Raw genomic sequence first — 22,679 nt, forward strand, 5'->3', positions numbered from 1 at the left:
TTCACTGGAAGAACCCACTTACGAACTCAGGGAATTCGGCAATGATGGCCGCAATGGGCAGAATGACGGCGATGCTGCAGGCCTCGGTTAGCTCAGCTATGCGGCGCGTTGTAGGTGAGATGCGTGACGCTGGAAATGCGGCTAAGGCGGTGGCTGCAAGCATTGGGACGACAAGGCCAGCGGAAACTGGCCAATTGCCTTCGAACCACTGTTGAAAGGCGACAGCCACAATGACGGCAAGACCAGCTAAAGCAGTGCAGGTGGAAGCTACTTTCCGGGCTTGGCCACGGGAGTGAATTGCACAAAAGACTATGACAGCAGCAGCCATGCCCAGAGGCCACCACCTGTTCGCATAGGCTCCGGAGAAAAGTACCACCAGGGTGAAAATGCTGAGACTTCCGGTGCCACTGCAGAGGATGCCGTCGAGAATCCAACCCGCTCGCTTAGGTGCGTTGTGGGATATTTCGGGAGTTTCGCTGTCATCGAAGCTCTCTCCGGCGGCAGGGACTTTGGGTACGCGAATACCGGCAGCCTTGATAGCCAGGGAAGGTGCCAGCAGTATCAGGATGACTGCACTAGCAGCGGTGAGTGCTCCTGATTGAACCGAGTTCTGGAAAAGTGCGACAGCCGCAGCGTAAATACCGAAGGTAACTGCAGCGCTGAGACTCGCGGCGCCCAGGGTAACAGTGATGCGGTTGTCGCCGTCGTCGGTGTTGGAAATGAGAAAAACCAAACCGGTGACGGCAAGCGCGACGCTAATCGCAGCAGTCGGCGGCCAGTCGGTGAGTATGCGGTGTAGGTCGAGGCCAACGAAGCAGAGCCCCGAAGCGGTGCCCAGAATGAGCACTTGCAGCTCCAGGGACATGACAATCGCCGGTTTTGCGCTACACAACAGAGCCAGGCGCAGTCCACCGGCTACTGCCAGCAGTGCGATGAAGCTGATTGCCGCGGCCAGTGTGGAATCGGTACTGCTCAAGCTCAGTGAGGCAGCTGCAATTGAAGCTGTGGCTACGAGGGCGGCGGTACAGCCAACAACTAAATCAGCCGTACCGATACCGTCGGTATAGGTGGTGTCGGTAATAGCATCGGCGGCATCGAAGAGCCGAGGTTTGGGCACGGGCCCTGGGTCGTTGATAACAACCAGGCGTTCGCCTGGCGCAATACCGGCATCGTTCAGGGTGTCGTCGGCAAGCAATATCGTGCCGGCGGCGGTCCGTAGCTGCCACTGTGCCAGCGGGAAGTCCGCAATGTCGATATCGAAAATTTGCAGGATATCCGGTACGAGTGCGGCGATTGCGACGTTGGTCGGTAATGCAAGGTCTGCGTGTGCTCGGTTGGCGTCTTCGGGCATGTGTGCGGCATCAATGCGCACGCGAATGAGTTCCCCCAGCATGTATTTCCCCCATGAATTCTGCATGCTTTAGTCCCTCTAGAGTGGCGTACAACTCGTTAGAGCGCTACTCGGGGTAGTAACTGCGCGTGCCCCCGCTAACAGTCTCGGCCATGCGCTGCGAGAATCCGGAGTGTGTTTTAAGCTATGTGCACACCGATTGGTCGGGGGATTGGCCGTCGAGTGAACACAAGGGGCGACACATAGCGGGGGGATTTTTGTGACTAGTGCACGGGCGGGGATTTCGGCTACCCGAAAAGCGGTGCCGCAGCCTATGACGGGCACAATCGCGCCGGATGCGCCACCGGAAGCGCCGGAGCCACAGCCGGTGCCGCTGATGCGTGCACTCATGCCGTTGATCATGGTCGTGGCGGTGGTTGGCATGGTGGTGTTGATGTTTGTCTCTGGGATGGGACGTAACCCGATGTCGTTTATGTTTCCGCTGATGATGGTGTTTTCCACTGTGGGCATGATGGTGTCGGGCGGGGCGGGAAATAAGGACATGGCACCGGCGCGGAAGGACTATCAAAGGCATTTGTCCAGTATTCGCCGGGCGGTGGCGAAAGCAGCGAGGATGCAGCGTGAATCGGCGCAGTTTATCCACCCTCGGCCTGGAACTCTGTGGCAGCTGGGGGCGATGGGGCGGGCGTGCGAACGCCGAAAGGGGGACCCGGATTTCTTGCAGCTGCGCATCGGGGTGGCAACGCAGCAGCCTACAACGCCTGTGACACCGCCGGCAATTCCGGCGCCCGAGAAACTGGATCCGGTTTCCGCCGTAGCACTGCGGGAAGTTATTCGATCGGCTCGTCAGGTTGAGGGAGTGCCCTTTGCCATAGATGTGTCGGCCTTTGAGATTATCGCCCTCACTGGAGATACCGCGGCGCAGGGGCTGGCTCGAGCGATGGTCGCCCAAGCCGCTGCGCTGCATCATCCGGAGGATTGCCTGATTGCAGTTGTGGGAGATGGGTGGGAATGGCTGAAATGGACACCACACCACGGGCACCCCGCAGTTACTGATGCCTGTGGCTCAGCGCGGTTGCGGGCAGCGACGTGTGCGCAGCTGACGGAGCTGCTCACGGCTATCGACACACTGCCAGCTGCAGTGCTGATTGTGCTGGCGGATTCGAGCGGACAGCTCGATGTCACTGAACTGACACCGATTTTTGACGAGGCGGGGTCGGAGACCTCGGTAGTTCTGCTGACCGTCGTGGAGGCGCAGTCAATGTTGTGGGAGGCCGCGGTTAACCATGGCATCGCGCTGGCCGTTTCCACCACTACTGTGCATGCGGAAACCGCGTCCGGAAGGGAGGAGATTGGTGTACCTGATCAGCTGAGTCCAGCAGAAGCGGAGGTTCTTGGGCGGAGCTTGGCGCGTTTTGAAGTGCCAACAAGCGCAGATGATTCTGTTAAGACCTCGGAAGATCCGGTTATGGAGGAGCTCGGGTTGTATCCGCCTCCGACAACTCTGCGCTACCGACCGCGCTCTGGCAGTGCTCGTCTGCGTATTCCCGTTGGGGCTGATGACGGCGGCGCGCCGGTCTATCTGGATTTTAAGGAGAGCGCCGAGGGCGGCATGGGCCCACACGGTCTGTGCGTTGGTGCCACAGGATCGGGTAAGTCGGAATTCCTCCGAACGACCGTGGTAGGGCTCGCAGCCACGCACAGTCCGGATCAGTTGAACTTTGTGCTGGTGGACTTCAAAGGCGGTGCGACGTTTCTGGGACTGGATCAATTGCCTCATGTCTCGGCGGTGATTACCAACTTGGAGCAGGAGCTTATCCTGGTCAACCGCATGGAAGACGCACTGCGCGGTGAGATGACGCGGCGCCAAGAGCAGCTACGCGCTGCGGGGAATTTCGCCGGTGTCAGCGACTATGAACAGGCCCGGCGCTCTGGGCAGATAGATGCGCCACCTATGCCCGCGTTGCTGATTGTGGTGGATGAGTTTTCGGAGCTGCTCTCCGCACGCCCGGAGTTTGCCGAGCTCTTCGTTGCGATTGGTCGGTTGGGGCGCAGTTTGCACATGCATTTGCTGCTGGCCAGTCAGCGTCTGGAGGAAGGCCGCTTGCGCGGGCTGGAAAGCCATCTTTCCTATCGCATTGGGTTGAAGACCTTTTCCGTCGCGGAGTCCCGCAGCGTGTTGGGTGTTCCGGACGCCTATCATCTGCCGGCCATCCCGGGCATTGGGTATATCAAATCTGCTGCCGCCGAGCCGGTGCGTTTTCGGTCGGCGTATGTTTCCGGCCCGGTGGTCCGCCCGCAGCCTGTTGACGGTGCGGCGGCTGGGGCAGAGCAGGGGCTGCAGGGGCAGGTCGCCACTGTCGCTGAATTTACCGCTGAAAATTGGACGCGGGAGGCTTTCGGTGCGTCGTCAAGCGATGGTGGAATGGTGGATCCGCCTGTGCAGACATCGGAGCAGACGGTGCTCGGTGCCGTGGTGGCAGCGGTATCGCACGTACCGACACGTGCGCATCGCGTGTGGCTGCCACCATTACCGGAGGCCATCGAGTTCCAGCCCGACGAGCAGCTGCCGCGACAGCGATTGACCGGTGTGATTGGACTGGTGGACAAGCCGCTGTTTCAGCGCCAAGACCCACTGCGTATTGATCTGCGCACAACCGGCGGGCACGTGGCAATCGTCGGAGCTCCGCGGTCAGGAAAGACCACTGCTGCACGCACAGCGGTCCTCGCGCTTGCCGACGGCATCAGCGCCCGTGACCTGCATTTTTATATCGTTGATTGTGGTGCGGGCGGCTTGAGCGACCTGGCTGAGTTGCCGCATGTCGCGTCGGTTGCACACCGCGGAGACGAGGAGCTTATTCGCCGTACGCTTGGTTTTTTGCGTCGTGAGGTAAGTCGTCGGGAACAGCTCTTTCGCGCTAATGGATGGCTCTCGTCGGAAGCAGCACGGGCGGCAGGGCAGCCAGATTCGGTGTTGGTCATTGACGGCTGGGGTGCGTTCAAAACGGAGCTTCCGGCGCTGAGTGACGATGTGCAGGCGCTGGTTGCAGATGGATTGGCGGTGGGAATTCATGTCCTGCTGACAGCCCATCGGTGGACGGACATGAGACCTGCCGTTCGCGACCTGATTGGTACTCGGATTGAGCTGCGTCAGGCGGAGTCGATGGATTCAATGATTGATCGTAAGGCAGCGGAGCTGGTGCCGGAGAGCCCAGGACGTGGGGTCGCGCCGGGCGGCTTTTCGATGTTGGTAGCTCTCACCGGTGCTGCGGACACCAAGCGGATTGTAGAGACGGTGCCACACGGTGAGCAGGCGCCCAAGCTCCAGTTGTTGCCGCGGCGGATTGATATTGCGCGTTTGCCGCGACCAGCGGCCGCGACGAGAGGTGCGATTGCAGTGGGTCTCGAAGAAGCCGGTCTGGGCGCGGTGATATTCCACCCCGAAAAGGATCGCCACCTACTGATATTCGGTTCGGCGGGCAGTGGCAGAACCGCCGCGCTGAGGGGCATCGTTCACCAGCTGCGGTACTCGCAGTCGGACTCGAAATTCGTCGTGATTGACTACCGTCGTGGGCTAATGGAGGCCGTGCCCCAAGAGCGGCTGGCCGGCTATGCAGGCTCGGCTGCGGTGGCGACGCCCATGCTGGCGGAGCTGGCAGAGGTACTGAAGGCTCGTCTCCCGCAACCGGATATCACTCCAGCGCAGTTGAAGGCCCGAAATTGGTGGAGTGGTCCAACCATCAATGTCATCGTGGATGACTATGACCTCGTGGCTGGCTCACGGGGTAACCCCTTGCAGCCGCTGGCAGAAGTCATCGCTCACGCCGCCGACATTGGGCTCAATATCTTTTTCGCCCGTCGAATCAGCGGGGCGTTGCGTTCCCTCCACGACCCGGTCATGGGTGCGGTTAAGGATCAGGGCGCCAGCGTCTTTGTTATGGATGGCACACGCGACGACGGCCCCATCCTCGGCGTAAAGCCCTGCGAACAGCCGCCGGGTCGTGGCTATTGGGTGGCGCACGGCCAGAGTCCGCAGGTTGTGCAGTTGGGTTTGTTGGATACTGCTGGTGACCAGGAGGACAGTTGATGATTCGGGTCGATTCTCCTGACACCACGCAGACCCCGACGCTGCGCCACGGTACCTGGCATCTGTGGGGACTCGCGGCACCTGCAGACACCACAGAACTGGCTGTGCATGGCCCTAGACCGCTTCTCGAGAGCATGCAAACAGTCATTGTGCCCAGCTATTGGGGTGCTGTGCGACAGTGCCGGCTGGCCTCCGCGCTATTGGCTGCCGAACTCAATCCGTACATTCTGACGCTTGCCGACGCCGTTGTGGAACTCGATGAGGCAACTGTGTCTCATAGCGTGTTGGTGGAAGTAGAGGAAACGCGTGTCTGTGTCACTCGTCTGAGCGGTGGGCACATTGACAGTCGGATGACACATTTGGTCGGAGCGAACGACAGCGCACCGCTGGTGGAAACAGTTATTGCGCTGGCTTATCAGCTGACCATGTATCCGGATGTACCCCAGGGGATACCTGATGATGTGGAAGTTAGCGGTGGGCGCGGTATTACCGAGTATCCGCCTCGCTGGCAGGAGGATATTGAGTTCATCGTCGGCGAAGTTCCACCTGGGCTAGCGAACCCGCGGCGAGCTCTACTAGTCGATCGTCTGCGCGACCGTGGGTTTTTGGTCTTCGACTGTCCAGCCTCGCGGCTCGGGGAGTGCGTAAATCCGGCCTGGTTGAAAAGCATCGGCGACGCTGAAGCCGGTGAAGTGGAGCAATTGGAGGATCTCGCGGGGAGGCATCCTGCAGCCAGGGGAGAAGCCAGCGCAGTGTCGAATCAAAGCACAGTTGTGTCAGTAGCTGCCGTTGGTTTGTTGACGGTGGTGGTGCTGATTGTTGGGATTGCTGCATGGCTCATTAGTGGCGGCATAGGCAGGGAGAACGAGGGGAGGCAGAAGCAGCGTGAGACATCGCACGCACAGGCTCCTCCTGTAACTACGCCACCTGTAACTACGCCTCCACCCACATCGAAACCGGTTCCCGATTCTGCTCCAGTAGTCATGCTGGCCAATGCAGGCGTGGAAGCTCGATTTCCCGGCGGGTGGGAGCTTGATTCGGCAAGTCCGTTCGACCGTCTGATTGCGGTGGATGGCGGAGATATGCGCGTATTGGTGCTCGCTAATCCGCTTTCGCAGGACATGGCGCTTGAACATCTAGCAGCAGCTTTGAGTAGCTCCGTTGCCGGGGATGAGACAAAGTCCGCGCCGGAACGCAGGCAAGTACTGGGCACCGATGTCGTAGTCCTAGAAGAGCGGCTGCCGTCAGGTAATTCGATAGTGCTCTGGCATCACAAAGTGATGGACGGAACTCAAGTCAGTGTGGGGTGCCAGTTCAGAGGAAGGACTATTGCGCCGGTACGGCCCGTATGCGACCAGGCAGTAGTAAGCGCTCGGCCGGTGCCGTAATACGCAAGGGGCGTAGAGAAGGTGACTGGGGCGGGGTGGGGGGAGGTAGGGGTAAAGGTCGGAAAACCAAAATGGAACCGAATCGGGGTTTTTCGCGCCAAACAATATGACGGGTTTTTTAACGCGGGAAGCTGGCTGGCTCGCGCGGGGAGGTAAAAATGCCGTCGTTAATCAGTCACTCAACACGAAAAAGGGGGAAACAGTGGCAAACCTATTTGCAGCCGAATCAGATCAAATGACCACTACCGCAGGGGACGTCGATGGCGTCAACTCGGAAGTACAGGGCGAGCTGGGGCGCATTCGAGGCGTCGTGGACGGTCTGGCGGGGGAATGGAAGGGCCAGGCTAAAGACAGCTTCGATGATCTGATGCTTCGTTGGGATGACGCAGCTATGCGTCTATCCAATGCGCTGACGGATATTGCGGATAACATCCGCGCAAATTCCAGCAGCTTCGATGCGGGCGAGGACGAGGGGGCGTCGTCGTTCAAGCAGGTGGCAGCAGCGGGTGCGTCGTTGCTGAACCTCTAAACGTTTTGTCGGATCGCACAATTACAACACTGAATCACACAACACACATCACCTTTTGGGGAAAGGGTTCTTAATGCAACCAATTAGGTACAGCTTCGGCGGCATCGACGGTGCTGCGGATGACATTCGTTCCACTTCTGGCACTATCAACGGGCTGCTCGGAGATTTGAAGAAGCGCATCGCGCCGATGGTCTCTACGTGGGAGGGTGAGTCTTCGGATTCTTATCAGGAGGCTCAGCGTGAATGGGACACAGCAGCGGAGGAGCTCAATATGATTCTCACAACTATTGCGGATACTGTCAGCGCAGGTAGTCAGCGAATGGCGGATATTAACCGCCGTGCGGCAGCTAGCTGGGGATAGCTTGGATCCTGGTTGAGGCACTTTTGATTGAGCTATGTAACCGGGGGAGGGGGAGGGCATTTGCTCAATTGAGATCCTCAATTAGGTATCTGCCTTTGACGTATTCTTGCTAGCAGCACTCCGGGGGGGGGAGGCCAGTCTCAGCAGTTTGCAGCTGAGACTGGCTTTGGCATTTTTGTTCTAGCGCCATCTCAAGGTAAAGTAGCCAAACTGTGTGCGCACACGTGAATGTTGCCTCGGGTCTCCACCGGCCGCCGGGGAATAACAACAGTGTGCACGGTGGCTGGCAAATCTACACGGACCCTAAAAGGAGTCATGTTGTCTACTTTCCATCCGAAGGACGGTGACATCGAGCGCAAGTGGTACGTCATCGACGCTACCGACGTTGTTCTCGGCCGTCTGGCTACTCACGCCGCAGACTTGCTGCGCGGTAAGGGCAAGGCTTACTTCGCCCCTAACGTCGACTGCGGTGACCACGTCATCATCATCAACGCCGATAAGGTGCACGTCTCCTCTAACAAGCGGGAACGTGAGATGCGCTACCGCCACTCGGGCTTCCCGGGCGGTCTGAAGTCGATGACCCTGGGTCGTTCCCTCGAGGTTCACCCGGAGCGCGTTATCGCTGAGGCTATTGAGGGCATGATGCCGCACAACAAGCTTTCGCGTGCGTCCATCAAGAAGCTGCACGTCTTCGCCGGCTCCGAGCACCCGTTCGCCGGTCAGAAGCCTGAAAACTACGAGATCAAGGCGGTGGCACAGTGACCAACCCACAGGACGTCAACGAGAACCAGAACGTAGAGGCCACCGAGGCTTCCTACGATGATGTTCAGGCTGCCGCTGCTGCTGCCACCGAAGAGTTCACCTCTTCCATCGGCGATGCAGTTGCTACTGAGGTAGAGGCTGAGGCGGCTCCGGCTGCACCGCTGACCCTGGATCGTCCGATTCAGACGGTCGGTCGTCGTAAGCGCGCTGTCGCCCGCGTCGTTCTGACCGCTGGTTCCGGCAAGATTGTCTGCAACGGCCGCGAGCTCGAGGACTACTTCCCGAACAAGCTGCACCAGCAGGAAATCAAGGACCCGCTGGTCCTGGTCGAGCGCGAGAGCCAGTTCGACATTAAGGCCAACATCAACGGTGGTGGCCCGTCCGGTCAGGCCGGTGCTCTGCGCCTGGCTATCGCTCGTGCCCTGAACGAGTTCAACCCGGAGGAGCGCAGCGTTCTCAAGAAGGCTGGCTTCCTCACCCGCGACGCTCGTGCTGTCGAGCGCAAGAAGGCTGGTCTGCACAAGGCCCGTCGCGCACCGCAGTACTCCAAGCGTTAAGCTTTACTGCTTCGAAAAGCACCTCAGTTTGCGTATTACGCGCAAGCCGGGGTGCTTTTTTGGGTTAAAGTCCGCCGTGACCAGGCATGGCTGCATTTTTGGGGCAAGCCCCGTACGTTAGACTTTTATCCGTTAAAAACTGCCACGAGAATCGTTGTTCGCGGTGCGATTGCGGTGCGATGGAAGTGCGATTGCAGTGCGATGGGAAGAAGGAAACCGTATGGCGGTGAGCACCACAGCCACCAAGACCTCCGACGTGAAGAGCTCCTCTAACTCGTCTTCGGTGGCGAAGCATCCCTTCCGCATTCGACGCGTACCAGGCATTGATGGGCTGCGCGGTCTGGCCGTTGCCACTGTGGTGATCTACCACTACTTCGATAATGTGCTGCCCGGTGGCTACATCGGTGTGGATATCTTTTTCGTGCTCTCCGGATTTCTTATCACTTCGCTTCTGGTGCGCGAACGCGCGGTCACTGGGCGCATCGATCTAAAGGACTTCTGGCTCCGTCGACTGCGCCGCATCGCCCCGGCTGCGATATTTGTGTTATTTATTTCCATCGCCGCCGCAGGTCTGGTTGGCGGTGATCCCGCTGTTGGATTGTCGACGCAGTTTCTCGGCACGGTCTTTTTCGTCAATAACTGGACGCAGATTGCGGGCTCTCAGTCCTATTTCGCGGATTCTGGTGTGCAGCTGCTAGCCCACTACTGGTCACTGTCGGTAGAGGAGCAGTTCTACTTGCTCTGGCCACTAATCTTTGTGGCTCTTCTCGCGCTGAAGCTGGCATCTCGCAAGCTGGCAGCAGTGGCGGGCATTGGCGCGGTTGCTTCTTTCGTGTGGATGGTGTCACTCTACGATCCGAAGGTTGACCCCACGCGGGTCTACTACGGCACCGATACTCACGCCTTTGGTCTCCTGTTTGGTGCGGCCCTCGCATTGTGGTTGACGTCGACGTCGTCACGCGCGGAGGCGGACTCCTGGCCACGCACAGAACCCTTGCTGCGAGATTTCTTTGGCAGTTCTGCCCAGGCTTTCGTAGTGGCCTCGCTGCCGCTGATTTTCCTGTCGTTGGTTTTGCTGATGATGTCAGATACCGCGTCGGCGACTTACCGCGGTGGGTTGGTGTTCGCGTCGTTGCTGTCGGCGGCGATTCTCTACCTTGTCGTTCGCGGTGTCTCGCCCGTGCGTCAGATTTTTGAGTTCAAGCCACTGTGCTGGTTGGGAAAGATTTCTTTCTCGCTGTACCTGTGGCACTGGCCGGTCATTGTGCTCATCCGTGAACTGCTGGAGCGCAATGAGGCGATGCAGTATGAGAAACTCGCTGCCTTTGCAGGTATTGCGCTGGCGCTGCTTTTGGCGAATTGGTCGTACAAGAATGTGGAATCCCCAATTCGCCGGATGGGCTACCGCCGTTGGATGTCGCAGTTTTCGGGCACGCAGTACGCCGGTTCTTGGAAGCCGCGCGTTGCAGCAGTGCTGGCGTTGGTCGTCGTGGTTGGTGCAGTGGCAGGGATGGCCACGGCGCCGAAGATGACGCGTTTGGAGGCACAGCTACAGGAGACAGCTGAGCGCCGTGCACAGGCACAGAAGGCGGAGGAAGCCGAGTTGGCCAAGCGCGTTATGCCGCGTGGTGACCAGATCACTGCTATCGGCGACTCTGTGATGCTCGCCTCGGCGTCCGCGTTGGAGGAGAAGCTGCCCGGCATCTACATCGATGCGGCAGTTTCCCGTGGTTATCCGGCCGCGCCGGAGATTATCGCCAGTATGAAGGCGGCGGGTACGCTCGATCCATTCGTTGTGCTGGGGCTTGGTATCAATCAGTCGGCTGCGGCATCGGACGAACACCTGTTGGATGAGATTCTCGATTCGCTGGGTGAAGACCGCATCATTGTCCTAATCAACCCGTACGGTGATCGCGTGTGGATGCCTCAGTCGGAGAAGGAAGTCCTCGACGCGGCAAAGAAGCGCGACAATGTCTATGTGGCTGACTGGTGCCATGGTGTGCGTGACGATTTGTCCAAGCTGCGCGCGGACCTTATCCACCCGACCCCGGATGGTGCCGAGGTCTATGCCAATGCCGTGGTCGATGCTTTCCAGCAGTATGCGAAGAACAAGAAACGCATTCCGGACACCTGCGGAATCTAATAAAAATCTAGTTAGTAGTGTTTCCACGGTAAAGTAAGTGGCTGTGGCCAAACAAAAGTCTTCCTCCAGTCACCGCGGATTAAAGATTTTCCTCGGCATTGTCCTCGGTATCTTCGCGCTCTTCGGTGTGTTTTACGCTGTCGATTACGTGCTGAATAAGGACCATGTCCCGCGCGGGTCTACCGTTGCGGGGATTGACATCAGCACGCTGAGCGCGAATCACGCTGAAGCGAAGCTCGAAGAACAGCTCGGTGATCTTTCCACTCATCCAGTGGTGTTGCGTGCCGGCGAGCGCGCGGCGGAGGTTCTGCCCGAGGAGGCGGGGCTGAGCATCGACTGGGAGAAGACGGTTGCTCAGGCGGGCAAGCAGACGGCGAACCCAGTTACCTGGGTGCGCAGTTTCTTTACTACCCGTGAGCTGGATTTGGTCAGCGATATCGATAGCTCTAAGTTCGAACCGCAGGTCGACCGTCTCGTCGGCGAACTGACTATTGCTCCCGTCGATGGTGAGGTCAAGCTTGTTGACGGCCGCGTGGAAACAACTCCACCGGTCATCGGCCAAGATGTCGACCGCAATGCGGTCAGCGGGGATTTGGCCGCCAAGTGGTTGTCGCCGGAGGGCATCGATGTGGAGACCACCGCGCACGACCCGGCTATCGGTGAAGATCAGGTTCGTGAGGCAGCTGAGGGAGAGGCTGCCGATGCCGTGTCGGGTCCGATTGTTGCCAAGGGCCGCGATGGCAAAGATGGTGTAATTCCTCCGGAGCGCATGGCTGAGATCATCAGCTTTGTGCCGCGCGACGGCGGATTGGCCGCCGATATCAATGTCGACCGCGCACGCGAGATCCTCGAGGAGGGGCTGGCTGCTTCCGAGGTTGATAAGCGCAATGCGTCGATACGCTTCAGCGGTGGTTCGCGTGAAGTGGTCCCCTCAGTTGATGGCGTAGCCGTGAAGTGGGATGAAACTATGAAGGACTTCGCCGAGCGTGTGACTTCGACGGATAAGCGCGAGTTCGATGCGGTCTACGAGGACCAGCCCGCCACCTACACCACTGAACAAGCGGAAAGTGCGACCTTCGATGATGTCATTGGTGAGTTCACCACCGGTGGTTTCAGCTCGGCATCGGGAACAAACATTGCCCTGGTGTCTCAGATGGTCAACGGCGCATTCGTGGCGCCGGGCGATACATTCAGCCTGAACGGCTACACGGGGCCGCGCGGTACTGCGCAGGGCTTTGTCGAGTCGGGCATCATCCTCAACGGCCATGCGGACATGGCTGTCGGCGGTGGCATTAGCCAGTTCGCCACTACTTTGTACAATGCTTCGTACTTTGCGGGCATGGAGGATGTCGCGCACACTCCGCACAGTTACTACATTTCGCGTTACCCGGCCGGCCGTGAAGCGACGGTGTACGAGGGCGCAATCGACCTGGCGTTTAAGAACAGTTCCGACACTCCGATTCTTATCGAGGCCGTTACTACTGGCTCCGACGTCACTGTGCGCATCAAGGGCGTGAAGAGGGTCAACGTCGAGTCCATCAATGGTGGCCGTTGGGCATACACGCAACCGCAGCGCATGCAGGTCAGTGGCAGCTCTTGCCAGCCGTCGTCGGGTGCGCAGGGTTTTACCACTTCCGACACACGCGTCATTCGGAACCTCTCTGGCGCGGAAATCTCGCGTGAAACTCAGACTACGGTTTATGACCCGCAGCCATTTGTGTCCTGTGGCTAGTCTGGATTCGCCTGCGCGACCGGCTAAAGTAATACAGCATTGACAATGCAACAGTCCGCGATACCAAAACTCATAAACCCCCAAGGAGTGGTCTAGCAACAATGGCACGTCTTTTCGGAACTGATGGCGTCCGCGGTTTGGCGAATAAGACTCTGACCGCACCGCTGGCAATGCGGCTGGGTGCTGCTGCGGCCACTGTGCTGACTAGCGGCACGAATCCATCGGGGCGTCGTCCCCTGGCCATTGTTGGCCGCGATCCGCGTGTCTCCGGTGAGATGCTCGCCGCAGCGCTGTCTGCCGGCATGGCTTCCCAGGGCGTCGACGTCTTGCGTGTCGGTGTGCTGCCCACTCCGGCTGTCGCTTTCCTCACCGACGACTACGGTGCCGACATGGGTGTGATGATTTCGGCTTCTCACAACCCCATGCCGGACAACGGCATCAAGTTCTTCGCCGCGGGCGGCACCAAGCTTGACGACGCGGTGGAGAAGGAAATCGAACACGCTCTCCACAACCTGCCGGAGACCGGCCCCACGGGCACCGGAGTGGGTCGTGTCATCGAGGAGGCCCCAGACGGGCTCGACCGCTACCTGTTCCACCTCTCCCGTGCGGTCAGTACCAAGCTCGACGGCATTCGCGTCGTGGTGGATTGTGCAAATGGTGCTGCTTCGCAGGCAGCCCCCATGGCGTACGCGGCCGCCGGTGCCGACGTCGTCGCTATTCACGACAAGCCGAACTCTTACAACATCAACGATAACTGCGGTTCCACCCACATTGAGGTTTTGCGCGCGGCAGTGCTGGAGCACGGCGCGGATCTGGGACTGGCTCACGATGGTGATGCCGACCGCTGCCTGGCTGTGGATTCGCAGGGCAACATCGTCGACGGTGATCAAATCATGGCCATTCTGGCCGTCGCCATGAAGGAAGAGGGGCTGTTGCACCACAACACGCTGGTGGCCACTGTGATGAGCAACCTCGGCCTCAAGCTGGCGATGGAGGAAAACGATATCGCCCTGCGCACCACCAAGGTCGGCGACCGCTATGTGCTGGCTGATTTGAACGCTGGCGGTTACTCGCTCGGCGGTGAGCAGTCGGGGCACGTGGTCATTCCGGATCACGCCACCACTGGTGACGGCACCCTCACTGGTCTGTACCTCATGGCGCGGATGGCACGCACTGGTAAGTCTCTGGCTGAGCTGGCCTCGGTAATGAAGGTGCTGCCGCAGACTCTTATCAACGTGCCGGTGTCCAACAAGGCCGCAATTCTGGAGTCTAATGAGGTCAAGGCCGCCATCGATGCAGCCGAGGAGAAGCTGGGCTCCACCGGTCGCGTGCTGTTGCGCCCGTCCGGCACCGAGGAGCTCTTCCGCGTCATGGTGGAGGCCGCCGATGCGGAATCGGCCCGCAAGATTGCCGGGGAGTTAGCTGCGGTTGTGGCCGCAGTCTAAAGTCAGGAGTGTGGAAATGAATGATGCGCCAGAGGACATTAAAGCCCGCTTTGCCCCGGGTGAAGCCGACATCCAGGTAGAGGTAGTCGATCGTGACGGTCGAGTTCTCGGTACCGTCGGCAAGCTTGAAGCACACGTTCCGCCGGGAATTTTGCACCGTGCCTTTTCTCTTTTCCTCTTCGATGAGCAGGGACGCATGCTGCTGCAGCGCCGTGCGGAGTCGAAGTATCACTCACCACTGCTGCTGACGAATGCGACCTGCTCGCACCCACTGCCGGGGGAGCCGGTGGCGGATGCCGTTGAGCGTCGTGCGAAGGAAGAGCTCGGTGCGGATGTCTCCCAGTTGGAGGAAATCGGCATCGTTATCTACCAGGTCATCGATGATCGTTCGGGACTGGCGGAGCACGAGTACAACCATGTCTACGCCGGCATCGTCGATCCGAAGTCGGTGGATATCAACCCCGATGAGGTCGATGAAGTGGTGTACGTGACCCCGCAGGAGCTCGCCGAACGCCGCGCCAACGAACCGATGACGGAGTGGTTTAACCACGTCTGGGGTGTTGGTGCGGAGAAGTTCTCCAAGTACGGTTTCGACATTGCGGGTGTGCCGGGTATCCATGGCCCCGCGGAGGCGCAGGCTGCCGCACAGTCGGTTTCGGAAAGGGATGTGTAGCTTCGTGACCAGCGTAGAAAACGCCAGCGTCGACGACTTCGGCCTCGACAAGTCCGAGGAATTGGAGACCGGAGAGTTCTATGCCCTGGCCAACGAGCAGGGTGCCGCATTCGGTGAAGGGCATGCCAAGTCGATTCTGTTGGGCGAGCATTCTGTCGTCTATGGCAAGCCGGCTATTGCGCTGCCGGTGACATCGCTGCGCACGATGGCGTGGATTGACCGCGTGGAGGATTCTCCCGTGCTGTTTTCCATGGATGGCGAGGTCATTGACATCGACGAGCTGCCGGAGCGCTTTTCCTCCATCGCCGCTGCACTCCGCGCTGGCCTGCGCACCTTCGGTATTCCCGAACGTGACCTGCTGATTCGTCTCCGCTCCGGTATCCCACCCGCCGCAGGGCTGGGTGGTTCCGCCGCTGTGGCACATGCGCTTATCGACGCAGTGCGTGACCTCGCCGATGGCACTTTGACCGAGCGTCAGCGCTTTGACCTGGTGCAGGAAGCTGAGCGTCTGGCGCACGGTAACCCCTCTGGCCTGGATGCCACGGTTGCCCGTGCGTCTCGTCCGGTCTACTTCAAGCAGGGGGAGTTCCATCCGCTGCAGGTAGCCAAGAAGATGTGGCTGGTGCTGGGGGATACCGGTGTGCGTGGCTCGACGTCGCTGGCCGTTGCCCGCGTGCGTGGTTTCGTCGATTCCCATCGAGTCCACGGCCAAGAGTTGTTGGACCACTTGGGGCAGCTGACCGATGCTGCGGTGCACAACCTGGCCAAGGGCGATTTTGCCCGTCTGGGACATCGCATGGACTCGGCGCAGGAAGCGCTAGAGGAACTAGGTGTTGGGCATGAGTCCATCACTGATCTCGTCACTGCCGCACGTCTGGCAGGTGCCCACGGTGCAAAGCTCACTGGTGCCGGTTGCGGCGGCTGTGTGATGGCGCTGGCAGAGTCCGCCGATCACGCGGAACTGATTAGCCATGCCATGATGGGCGCCAATGCCGTTGCTACTTGGACTGTGGAGGTAAATCCCTCGTGACCACGACCGCTACCGCCGTCGCTCATCCCAACATCGCCCTGATTAAATACTGGGGCAAGCGCGATGAGGCGGTGCAGCTGCCGGCCACAGGTTCGCTGTCCCTTACTCTGGGCATCGCTCCGACGACCACCACGGTGTCGCTTATCGACGACCCCAGCGTCACCGCCGACTTGGGCACTTTGAACGGCCAGGAGATGGCGGGCAAGGATCTGTCCCGTGTTCAGAAGTTTTTGGATTTGGTCCGCGAGCGTGCGGGCAGCACTAGCTTCGCAGAGGTGACCAGCACCAACGAGATTCCGACGGGCGCTGGACTGGCCTCGTCCGCGTCAGGCTTCGGTGCTCTCGCGCTGGCCGCGGCGAAGGCCTACGGCCTGGACTACACCCCGGAACAGCTCTCGGCTCTGGCCCGTCGCGGTTCGGGCTCGGCCTGTCGCTCTATTTTCGGCGGCCTCGTCGAGTGGCTGCCCGGCGATGACGATGCTTCGAGCCATGCAGTGGCTCTGCCGGATTCCGGCCTGGACCTCTCCCTGGTCGTGGCGGTTTTGGCCCCAGGCCGCAAGAAGATTGACAGCCGTGCCGCCATGCGTCGCACGGTCGAGACCTCACCGTTCTTCCCGGCGTGGGTGGAGCAGGTGCCCCGCGATATCGAGGACATGAAGGCCGCCATTGCCGCTGCGGACTTCACTGCGGTCGGCGAGCTTGCCGAGGCCAATGCCATGCGTATGCACGCCACTATGCTGGGGGCTCTTCCTCCGGTGCGTTACTGGAATCCGGATTCGGTGGCGGCTCTCGATCTCGTCGCTACGCTGCGCGACGAGGGCACCGAGTGCTACGCCACCATGGATGCCGGTCCGAATGTGAAGGTGCTGTGCCGCAGCGGCGATGCCGAGACCATCGCGGATCGTTTCCGCGCAGAGTTCGAGAATATTGACGTGCTGGTTTCCGGCTCCGGCCCCGGCGCATACCTGGTGTAGCTGGGGGAGTAGTTGAGTAGCGCTAAGGGCGAACCTCTCGAAGGCGAATCGATTGGCCGCGGCTGTGGCAAACTGTATCTCACCGGCGAATATGCGGTGATGGATGTTGAGGGGCTGGCCGTCATCGCAGGAGTCAACCGCTATGTGACGGTTCGGTGCCACGATGCCGACCCATCGCAGCCGGTCTCTCGCGTGTACTCCAGCTATTACGGCCCGCAGGGGCGCGTCATTGATATCGATGCGCCAGGTGACATTGCTACCTATACGATTTCCCTGGTCTATCGCATTGCTGCGGGCGAGCTGGAAAACACCCCAGAGAGCCCCATCAATATTGTCATTGAATCGGACCTCGATGACGCCGACAGCGGTGCGAAGTACGGCCTGGGATCCTCCGGGGCTGTCGCTGTGGCAGTGACTCGTGCGCTGGGAGCGCACCTAGGCCTGGAGCTCAATTCGCTGGACGTGTACAAGATTGCGATGGTGGCCACGCTTCTGGCTGGTGCGGCTGGTTCCGGCGGCGATATCGCGTGCTCCGCGCACGGCGGGGTGGTGCTCTATCGCCGGCCGAATCCGACGGCGCTCGCAGAACTCGTGGCGGCTGATCCTGTCGCTGCCGTGGCGGCACCATGGCCGAATCTTCGCATTGACGCCCGTGCCGACCTCGGCGGGTTACAACTGTTGGTCGGCTGGACGGGCAGTCCGGTGAAGACGGACTCTCAGTTGAAGAAGGCCGGTGGCGCAGACCGTGTTTTTGTACGCGGGGTCTCGTCGATAAGCGAAAAACTCTGGCAGGCGCTTGCCGACGGCGACCACACAGCGGCGTTTGCCTGCCTGCGCGAGAATCGGACGCTGCTGCAGGACTATGAGCGCGAGCGTGCTGTGTGCATTGAGACGGAGAAACTGAAAGCGCTCGCCGACATCGCCGATGGCGCGGGGGCCGCGGGCAAGAGCAGTGGCTCCGGTGGTGGTGACTGTGGAATCGCTTTGGTCGGAGCCTCAAATGGTGCCGATGCTGAGAGTTCGACCCGAGAGACTGCCGCGGACATCACCGCGCGCTGGCAGGCAGCTGGCATTCGGCCGTTGTCGCTGAAGCTGGCCGCTCAACTTTGACCACAGTTTTTTGACCGTAGAATTTAAGACAGCTGAAATTTACAGAAGCTGGGAACCGAAGCTGCATGCAGCTAGAAAGGGTCGCTTAGGATAATGGCTGAAAAGAGCTCGCACGACCTGGAATATGCACACGTACCACTGAGCTGGATTGGCCCGGTGCGCATTAGTGGCAACGTCATGAATGACGAGGTGAAGATTCCGCTGGCGACTTACGAGACCCCGCTGTGGCCGTCCTGTGGTCGCGGTGCGAAGGTCTCCCGCATGATTGAAGGTGGCATTACCTGTACTTTCGTCGGCGAGAAGATGACCCGCTCGGTGATTTTCACACTCGACTCGGCAGCTGACGCCGTCGTTGCGCGTGACAGCATCCTGTCTCGTTATGACGAGCTGAAGAAGGTCGTGGAGTCCTCCTCGCGTTTTGCCAGGCTGGTGGATATTCACTTTCAGATCGCATCGCGTCTGCTCTTTGTCCGCTTTGACTTCTTCTCCGGTGACGCCTCGGGCCACAACATGGCCACGCTGGCGTCTGAGCGTTTGATGTCCTACCTGATGGAGCAGATGCCAGAGTTGGGCTATGGCTCTATCTCGGGAAACTACTGCACCGATAAGAAGACCTCCGCCGTCAATGGCATTTTGGGTCGCGGTAAGTACGTGATTGCCGAAGCCGTCATTCCAGAGCCAGTTGTCCGCGAACGTCTGCGCACAACTGCCAAGCGTCTGGCCGAGCTCAACGAGCGCAAGAACCTCGTCGGCTCCATCATGGCCGGTTCGCTGCGCAGCGGTAATGCGCACTACGCCAATATGCTGCTGGGCTTTTACCTCGCTACCGGTCAGGACGCTGCGAATATCGTCGAGGGCTCGCAGGGGCTGACGCAGGTAGAGGCGCTTGACGACGGCTCCGTGCGCTTTAGCTGCACCCTGCCACATTTGATCGTCGGTTCCGTGGGCAACGGCAAGGGCTTGGACTTCGTGGAGAAGAATCTCACGGCGCTGGGCTGCAAGGAGGACCGTGAGCCGGGTGAGAATGCCCGTCGTCTAGCAGCGTGCTGTGCGGCAATCGTCTGGTGTGGTGAGCTTTCCCTGCTCGCGGCACAGACGAACCCGGGTGAGCTGATGGAGGCGCACGTTTCTATCGAGCGGGCGAAGTAGTGCGTCGCAACAATTCGCAAAACCTAAGACAAATCTCAGGTAAACGCGCTAGATTTCTGTAGTAGGCAATTAACATTTTGTGGGCAAAATATCCCGTGGTCTGATGACTGCTCTGATGGTCGTTCTGATGACATGGGATGTTTCGTTGCCCGTTATTTCTTAAAATCTGTAGAGGTAGTGAAGGCACGGTTTTGATGACAACAAGCAATGTGACCCCGGTCGGTATTGATGACATCGCTTTTGCGACGGGTTCGTACTGCATTGACCTCGCCGATATTGCGCCCCGACTCGGAGCGGAACCGGCAAAATATCACAAGGGCCTGGGGCAGGAACGCTCCAGCGTGGTTGCCTCTGATGAAGATCCGGTGACGATGGCCGCGACTGCGGTGAAGAAGATTGTGGATCGCCACGGTATCGACGGCGTGCGCACTATCATGTTCGCCACTGAGACCGGTATCGACCAGTCGAAGGCCGCTGCCGTCTATGTCCACGAGTTGGTTGGTCTTGACCCGCACGCGCGCTCTGTTGAGCTGAAGCAGGCTTGCTACTCGGGTACCGCGGCGCTGCAGTTTGCGTGCGCTCTGGTGGCCCGCAATCCGGAGGAAAAGGTCATCGTTGTCGCCTCCGACATTGCCCGCTATGACCTGGACTCCGCTGCGGAGCCAACCCAGGGCGCAGGTGCTGTGGCCATGCTGGTGACCGCTAATCCGCGCATCCTGGCCATCGATGCGGCTTCGGGCGTCTTCACCCGCGAAGTTATGGACTTCTGGCGTCCGAACCACCGCAGTCAGGCGTTGGTGGAGGGCAAGCTCTCTATTGGCGCTTACATCGACGCTGTTCAGGGGGCTTACGAGGACTACCGTGCCCGCGGCGGTGTGGACTTCAGCGAGATTGACTACTTCAGCTACCACCAGCCGTTCACCAAGATGGCCTACAAGGCGCACCGGCAGCTGTCGGCCAATAACGGTGTGGAGCTCACCGCAGAGGACGAGGCCCGCCAGTTAGGCCCAACCACTGAGTACAACCGCATCATCGGTAACTCCTACACAGCATCGGCCTACTTCGGCCTGCTCTCGCTGCTGGACACCGAGAAGGACCTGACTGGTAAGAAGGTCGCTGTTGTCTCCTATGGTTCCGGCTCAGTTGCTGAGTTCCTCACCGGCAATGTGGTCGAGGGCTACGAGTCCCAGCTGCGCGCCGCAGATAATGCTCGTGAACTGGAAGAGCGCGTAAAGCTCGATGATCCGACCTACTACCGCCACGCTCAGGTGACGCATGAAGATCCGGGTGAGTACTCAAACCTGGGAGACGACGCACTGATCGGCACCGGTCCATTCAGCTTCACCGGTGTTGAGGGCTGTAAGCGCATCTACCGCGCTCGTTAGCCCGGGGGCACCCGCGCTAGGACCTCAACGGAACCGAATCCCCTTTTTTCGCGCCTAACAGTAATAAGAACTGTTTTTCGCGGGGGAAGGGGATTTTTCGTGTCCGCAAGTTTTACTGGAGGCAGTGGCGGAGGCTTGCTGCACTTTTCGGAGGATGCAGTGACAGCGGCTGCCCGAGAGATCGAGCAGCGCGGCCGTGACGGCCATGAGCGGTGGGGAAGCGCTCCCAATATCTCAGCAGCAGACTGTGGCCAGGGTTTTGCCGCCCAGGGGCATCGTCTGCAGCAGGCGGCAGTGCGGCTGCGTGAGCACGGGCAATCGATGTACGCGGGACTTGGCAACCATGCTCCGGCAGTGCGGGAACAGTGGCGTGTCTTTGCAAGCTGTGACAGCGACGGGAGTGCCGACCTCGGTGGAATTGAGGTAGTGGACTGATGCCATGGGTTGCTCGAATTCTTCCGATATTGGTGCGTGTTATTGGCCGTGGAAGCCGTATTGGAGCCAAGCGCGGGGTCGGCGGCATCGGCAAGAATCTGCCCAAAGTCTTGGATAAGGCGCGACGCGCTGACGGCTGGAAAGGCAGCGCCCTATCCAAGTTCTCCAACTCCGTGGGGTTGATAGCCTCCGCGATAACTATTGCTATGGCTTTCGATTGGGGCGGTTTGAAAGGCGATGCTGCCGGCGCTGCCAAAGAGCGCTGTGATAAAGCCGCGCAGGACTGTGCGAATCAGGATGAGCAGTCCGCCGATGGCGCGCAGAGTGTCGGCGAGTGCGGCAAGAAAGTCGACGAGGTCCTCGAGGATTGCGAAAAGCAGGCCGAAGATATGGCTGAGCAAACCGACGGTGTTCTCTCTCAGTGCGAAGCGCTTGTCGACGATCCGGAGGTCGGCGCCGAAGCCGCACAAGTGGCCCAGCAGGTGTGCAACAGTCTCGTCGACTCCACTGGTCAGCTCTACGATGCGCGCAATGCCTGCATCGAGCAGTGTCTTGAGCAGGCAGCGTGTGACACTGAGGCCGCAGTGGTCGCCACCCCGCCGCAGCCTCCTACTGTCCCTGCCAGTTCGGGTGCTACCTCGGCGGCCTGTGCAGAGGTGGCTGAGTCTGTGAGTGGCGAAGGAGCTACTGTAACCGGTGGCAACGGTGCTATCGCTGGTGGAACTGGGGTTGTTGCCAACGTTGATATTGGGATAGAGGCAGGCGTTGCTGCTGGGATATCCGCTGGAGGTGCCATTGGTGCTGTAGGTGCGGCCAGCATCGCCGGAATTGCGGAGGCTGTGGGTGTTGCAGGCAGTGTCGCGTCCTCACTGCTCAACTTAGACATGTGCATAGAAATGGAAGAACCAGTGTGTGAACAGGCACCAGCACCAGCACCAGCTCCCGCGCTGGAGGACTGTGAGCCGGAACCCGAGCCCGAACCCGAACCGGAACCTGAGGATTGCGAACCAGCCCCGGAACCCGAACCCGAGCCTGAGCCTGAACCTGAACCAGAAGACGCGCCTGAACCGCCTCCTCCAGCTGAGAAACTAAAGCACCTGGGAATCGAGCTGCCACAGGAGCCGCAGCCAGAACAACAAGCAGAAACGCAGCCAGAACCAGCTCAGGACTCGGCAGCATCAGTGCAGGAATCTGCTTCAACTGTGCCCGAGCCCCCTGAGCAGCCCAACGCCCAGGAGCTTGTGGGCGCGGTTAATTCGCCAACGGCAGGTGAGTGGTAATGGGGAGTAAGCATGCCGCGAAATATGACCGGATTGGGCAGGCCTATTACGACGCTGCTGCAATGACCAGGCAGGAGTTCGAAACGGCGATACAGAGGGCACAGAAAGAATTGCAGGGTTTGGAAGAGCGTCGTAAAGCACGCGAAATTAAGGAGAGAGAGGTGGCGAAGGGCGTCGAGAAGCAGCAAAAAACCGCCCGACCGAAGGGAACCGTTACGCGATTGTTCGGGCGGGCGGGGAAAGGGACGCCGACGGTGAAGTCGATTCGGGGCGTGTCCTGAAGCGTGG

At 59.7% G+C, this 22,679-nt stretch carries 19 protein-coding genes; 18 read left to right on the forward strand and 1 reads right to left on the reverse strand.

Annotated features, from left to right (window positions below; translation table 11 throughout):
* Position 1 precedes the first annotated feature (1 nt).
* The gene (gene eccD, locus HMPREF2614_RS09465) at positions 2 to 1,417 is read right to left on the reverse strand and encodes a type VII secretion integral membrane protein EccD (protein ID WP_224786682.1); all 1,416 of its coding nucleotides are present in this window, start codon (positions 1,415 to 1,417) and stop codon (positions 2 to 4) included.
* A gap of 247 nt (positions 1,418 to 1,664) precedes the next feature.
* Here eccD and eccCa point away from each other — a divergent pair, with 247 nt between their 5' ends.
* The 18 genes from eccCa (at position 1,665) to HMPREF2614_RS09555 (ending at position 22,672) form a co-directional block, all read left to right on the forward strand.
* A complete protein-coding gene (eccCa, locus tag HMPREF2614_RS09470) occupies positions 1,665 to 5,438 on the forward strand; it encodes a type VII secretion protein EccCa (RefSeq protein WP_070560818.1) in 3,774 nt (1,257 codons plus the stop codon).
* Positions 5,438 to 6,826: a type VII secretion-associated protein gene (locus HMPREF2614_RS09475; RefSeq protein WP_049180787.1), complete on the forward strand. Its 1,389-nt coding sequence runs from the start codon at positions 5,438 to 5,440 to the stop codon at positions 6,824 to 6,826. Before eccCa ends, HMPREF2614_RS09475 begins: the two co-directional genes overlap by 1 nt.
* Positions 6,827 to 7,028: 202 nt before the next feature.
* On the forward strand, positions 7,029 to 7,355 hold the full coding sequence (locus tag HMPREF2614_RS09480; RefSeq protein ID WP_005510029.1) for a WXG100 family type VII secretion target: 327 nt from the start codon (positions 7,029 to 7,031) through the stop codon (positions 7,353 to 7,355).
* Positions 7,356 to 7,428: 73 nt separating this feature from the next.
* Positions 7,429 to 7,716 (forward strand): WXG100 family type VII secretion target, encoded by a 288-nt coding sequence (locus HMPREF2614_RS09485; protein ID WP_005509924.1) that lies wholly within the window; start codon positions 7,429 to 7,431, stop codon positions 7,714 to 7,716.
* A 318-nt stretch (positions 7,717 to 8,034) separates the two neighbouring features.
* Positions 8,035 to 8,478 carry a 50S ribosomal protein L13 gene (rplM, locus tag HMPREF2614_RS09490; RefSeq protein ID WP_005509852.1) on the forward strand — a complete coding sequence of 148 codons (444 nt, stop codon included), beginning with the start codon at positions 8,035 to 8,037 and terminating at the stop codon, positions 8,476 to 8,478.
* On the forward strand, positions 8,475 to 9,035 hold the full coding sequence (rpsI, locus tag HMPREF2614_RS09495) for a 30S ribosomal protein S9 (protein WP_038627693.1): 561 nt from the start codon (positions 8,475 to 8,477) through the stop codon (positions 9,033 to 9,035). The genes rplM and rpsI overlap by 4 nt, the downstream gene beginning before the upstream one ends.
* Before the next feature lie 220 nt (positions 9,036 to 9,255).
* Positions 9,256 to 11,178, forward strand: coding sequence for an acyltransferase family protein (locus tag HMPREF2614_RS09500; protein WP_070560820.1), 1,923 nt, complete (start codon positions 9,256 to 9,258; stop codon positions 11,176 to 11,178).
* Between the two features lie 43 nt (positions 11,179 to 11,221).
* Entirely contained in the window at positions 11,222 to 12,910 is a 1,689-nt protein-coding gene (locus HMPREF2614_RS09505) for a VanW family protein (RefSeq protein WP_070560822.1), read from the forward strand.
* Positions 12,911 to 13,011: 101 nt separating this feature from the next.
* Complete coding sequence (gene glmM / locus HMPREF2614_RS09510; RefSeq protein ID WP_038627699.1) at positions 13,012 to 14,355, forward strand: phosphoglucosamine mutase; 1,344 nt, start codon at positions 13,012 to 13,014, stop codon at positions 14,353 to 14,355.
* Positions 14,356 to 14,371: 16 nt separating this feature from the next.
* On the forward strand, positions 14,372 to 15,028 hold the full coding sequence (gene idi, locus HMPREF2614_RS09515; RefSeq protein ID WP_049182338.1) for an isopentenyl-diphosphate Delta-isomerase: 657 nt from the start codon (positions 14,372 to 14,374) through the stop codon (positions 15,026 to 15,028).
* A gap of 4 nt (positions 15,029 to 15,032) precedes the next feature.
* Positions 15,033 to 16,058, forward strand: a complete 1,026-nt coding sequence (mvk, locus tag HMPREF2614_RS09520; protein WP_224786608.1) for a mevalonate kinase — start codon at positions 15,033 to 15,035, stop codon at positions 16,056 to 16,058.
* Positions 16,055 to 17,032, forward strand: coding sequence for a diphosphomevalonate decarboxylase (gene mvaD / locus HMPREF2614_RS09525; protein WP_038627703.1), 978 nt, complete (start codon positions 16,055 to 16,057; stop codon positions 17,030 to 17,032). The genes mvk and mvaD overlap by 4 nt, the downstream gene beginning before the upstream one ends.
* Before the next feature lie 12 nt (positions 17,033 to 17,044).
* Complete coding sequence (locus HMPREF2614_RS09530) at positions 17,045 to 18,142, forward strand: phosphomevalonate kinase (protein ID WP_038627711.1); 1,098 nt, start codon at positions 17,045 to 17,047, stop codon at positions 18,140 to 18,142.
* A gap of 93 nt (positions 18,143 to 18,235) precedes the next feature.
* Positions 18,236 to 19,291: a hydroxymethylglutaryl-CoA reductase gene (locus HMPREF2614_RS09535; RefSeq protein ID WP_070560824.1), complete on the forward strand. Its 1,056-nt coding sequence runs from the start codon at positions 18,236 to 18,238 to the stop codon at positions 19,289 to 19,291.
* 194 nt (positions 19,292 to 19,485) lie between these two features.
* On the forward strand, positions 19,486 to 20,676 hold the full coding sequence (locus HMPREF2614_RS09540) for a hydroxymethylglutaryl-CoA synthase (protein ID WP_038627719.1): 1,191 nt from the start codon (positions 19,486 to 19,488) through the stop codon (positions 20,674 to 20,676).
* A gap of 99 nt (positions 20,677 to 20,775) precedes the next feature.
* Positions 20,776 to 21,111 carry a hypothetical protein gene (locus HMPREF2614_RS09545; protein WP_049182335.1) on the forward strand — a complete coding sequence of 112 codons (336 nt, stop codon included), beginning with the start codon at positions 20,776 to 20,778 and terminating at the stop codon, positions 21,109 to 21,111.
* Positions 21,111 to 22,391, forward strand: coding sequence for a hypothetical protein (locus tag HMPREF2614_RS09550; protein WP_070560826.1), 1,281 nt, complete (start codon positions 21,111 to 21,113; stop codon positions 22,389 to 22,391). Before HMPREF2614_RS09545 ends, HMPREF2614_RS09550 begins: the two co-directional genes overlap by 1 nt.
* Positions 22,391 to 22,672, forward strand: a complete 282-nt coding sequence (locus HMPREF2614_RS09555; protein ID WP_070560828.1) for a hypothetical protein — start codon at positions 22,391 to 22,393, stop codon at positions 22,670 to 22,672. Before HMPREF2614_RS09550 ends, HMPREF2614_RS09555 begins: the two co-directional genes overlap by 1 nt.
* Positions 22,673 to 22,679: the final 7 nt, after the last annotated feature.

It is taken from the genome of Corynebacterium sp. HMSC074C11, from assembly GCF_001809455.1.
Taxonomy (GTDB): domain Bacteria; phylum Actinomycetota; class Actinomycetes; order Mycobacteriales; family Mycobacteriaceae; genus Corynebacterium; species Corynebacterium amycolatum.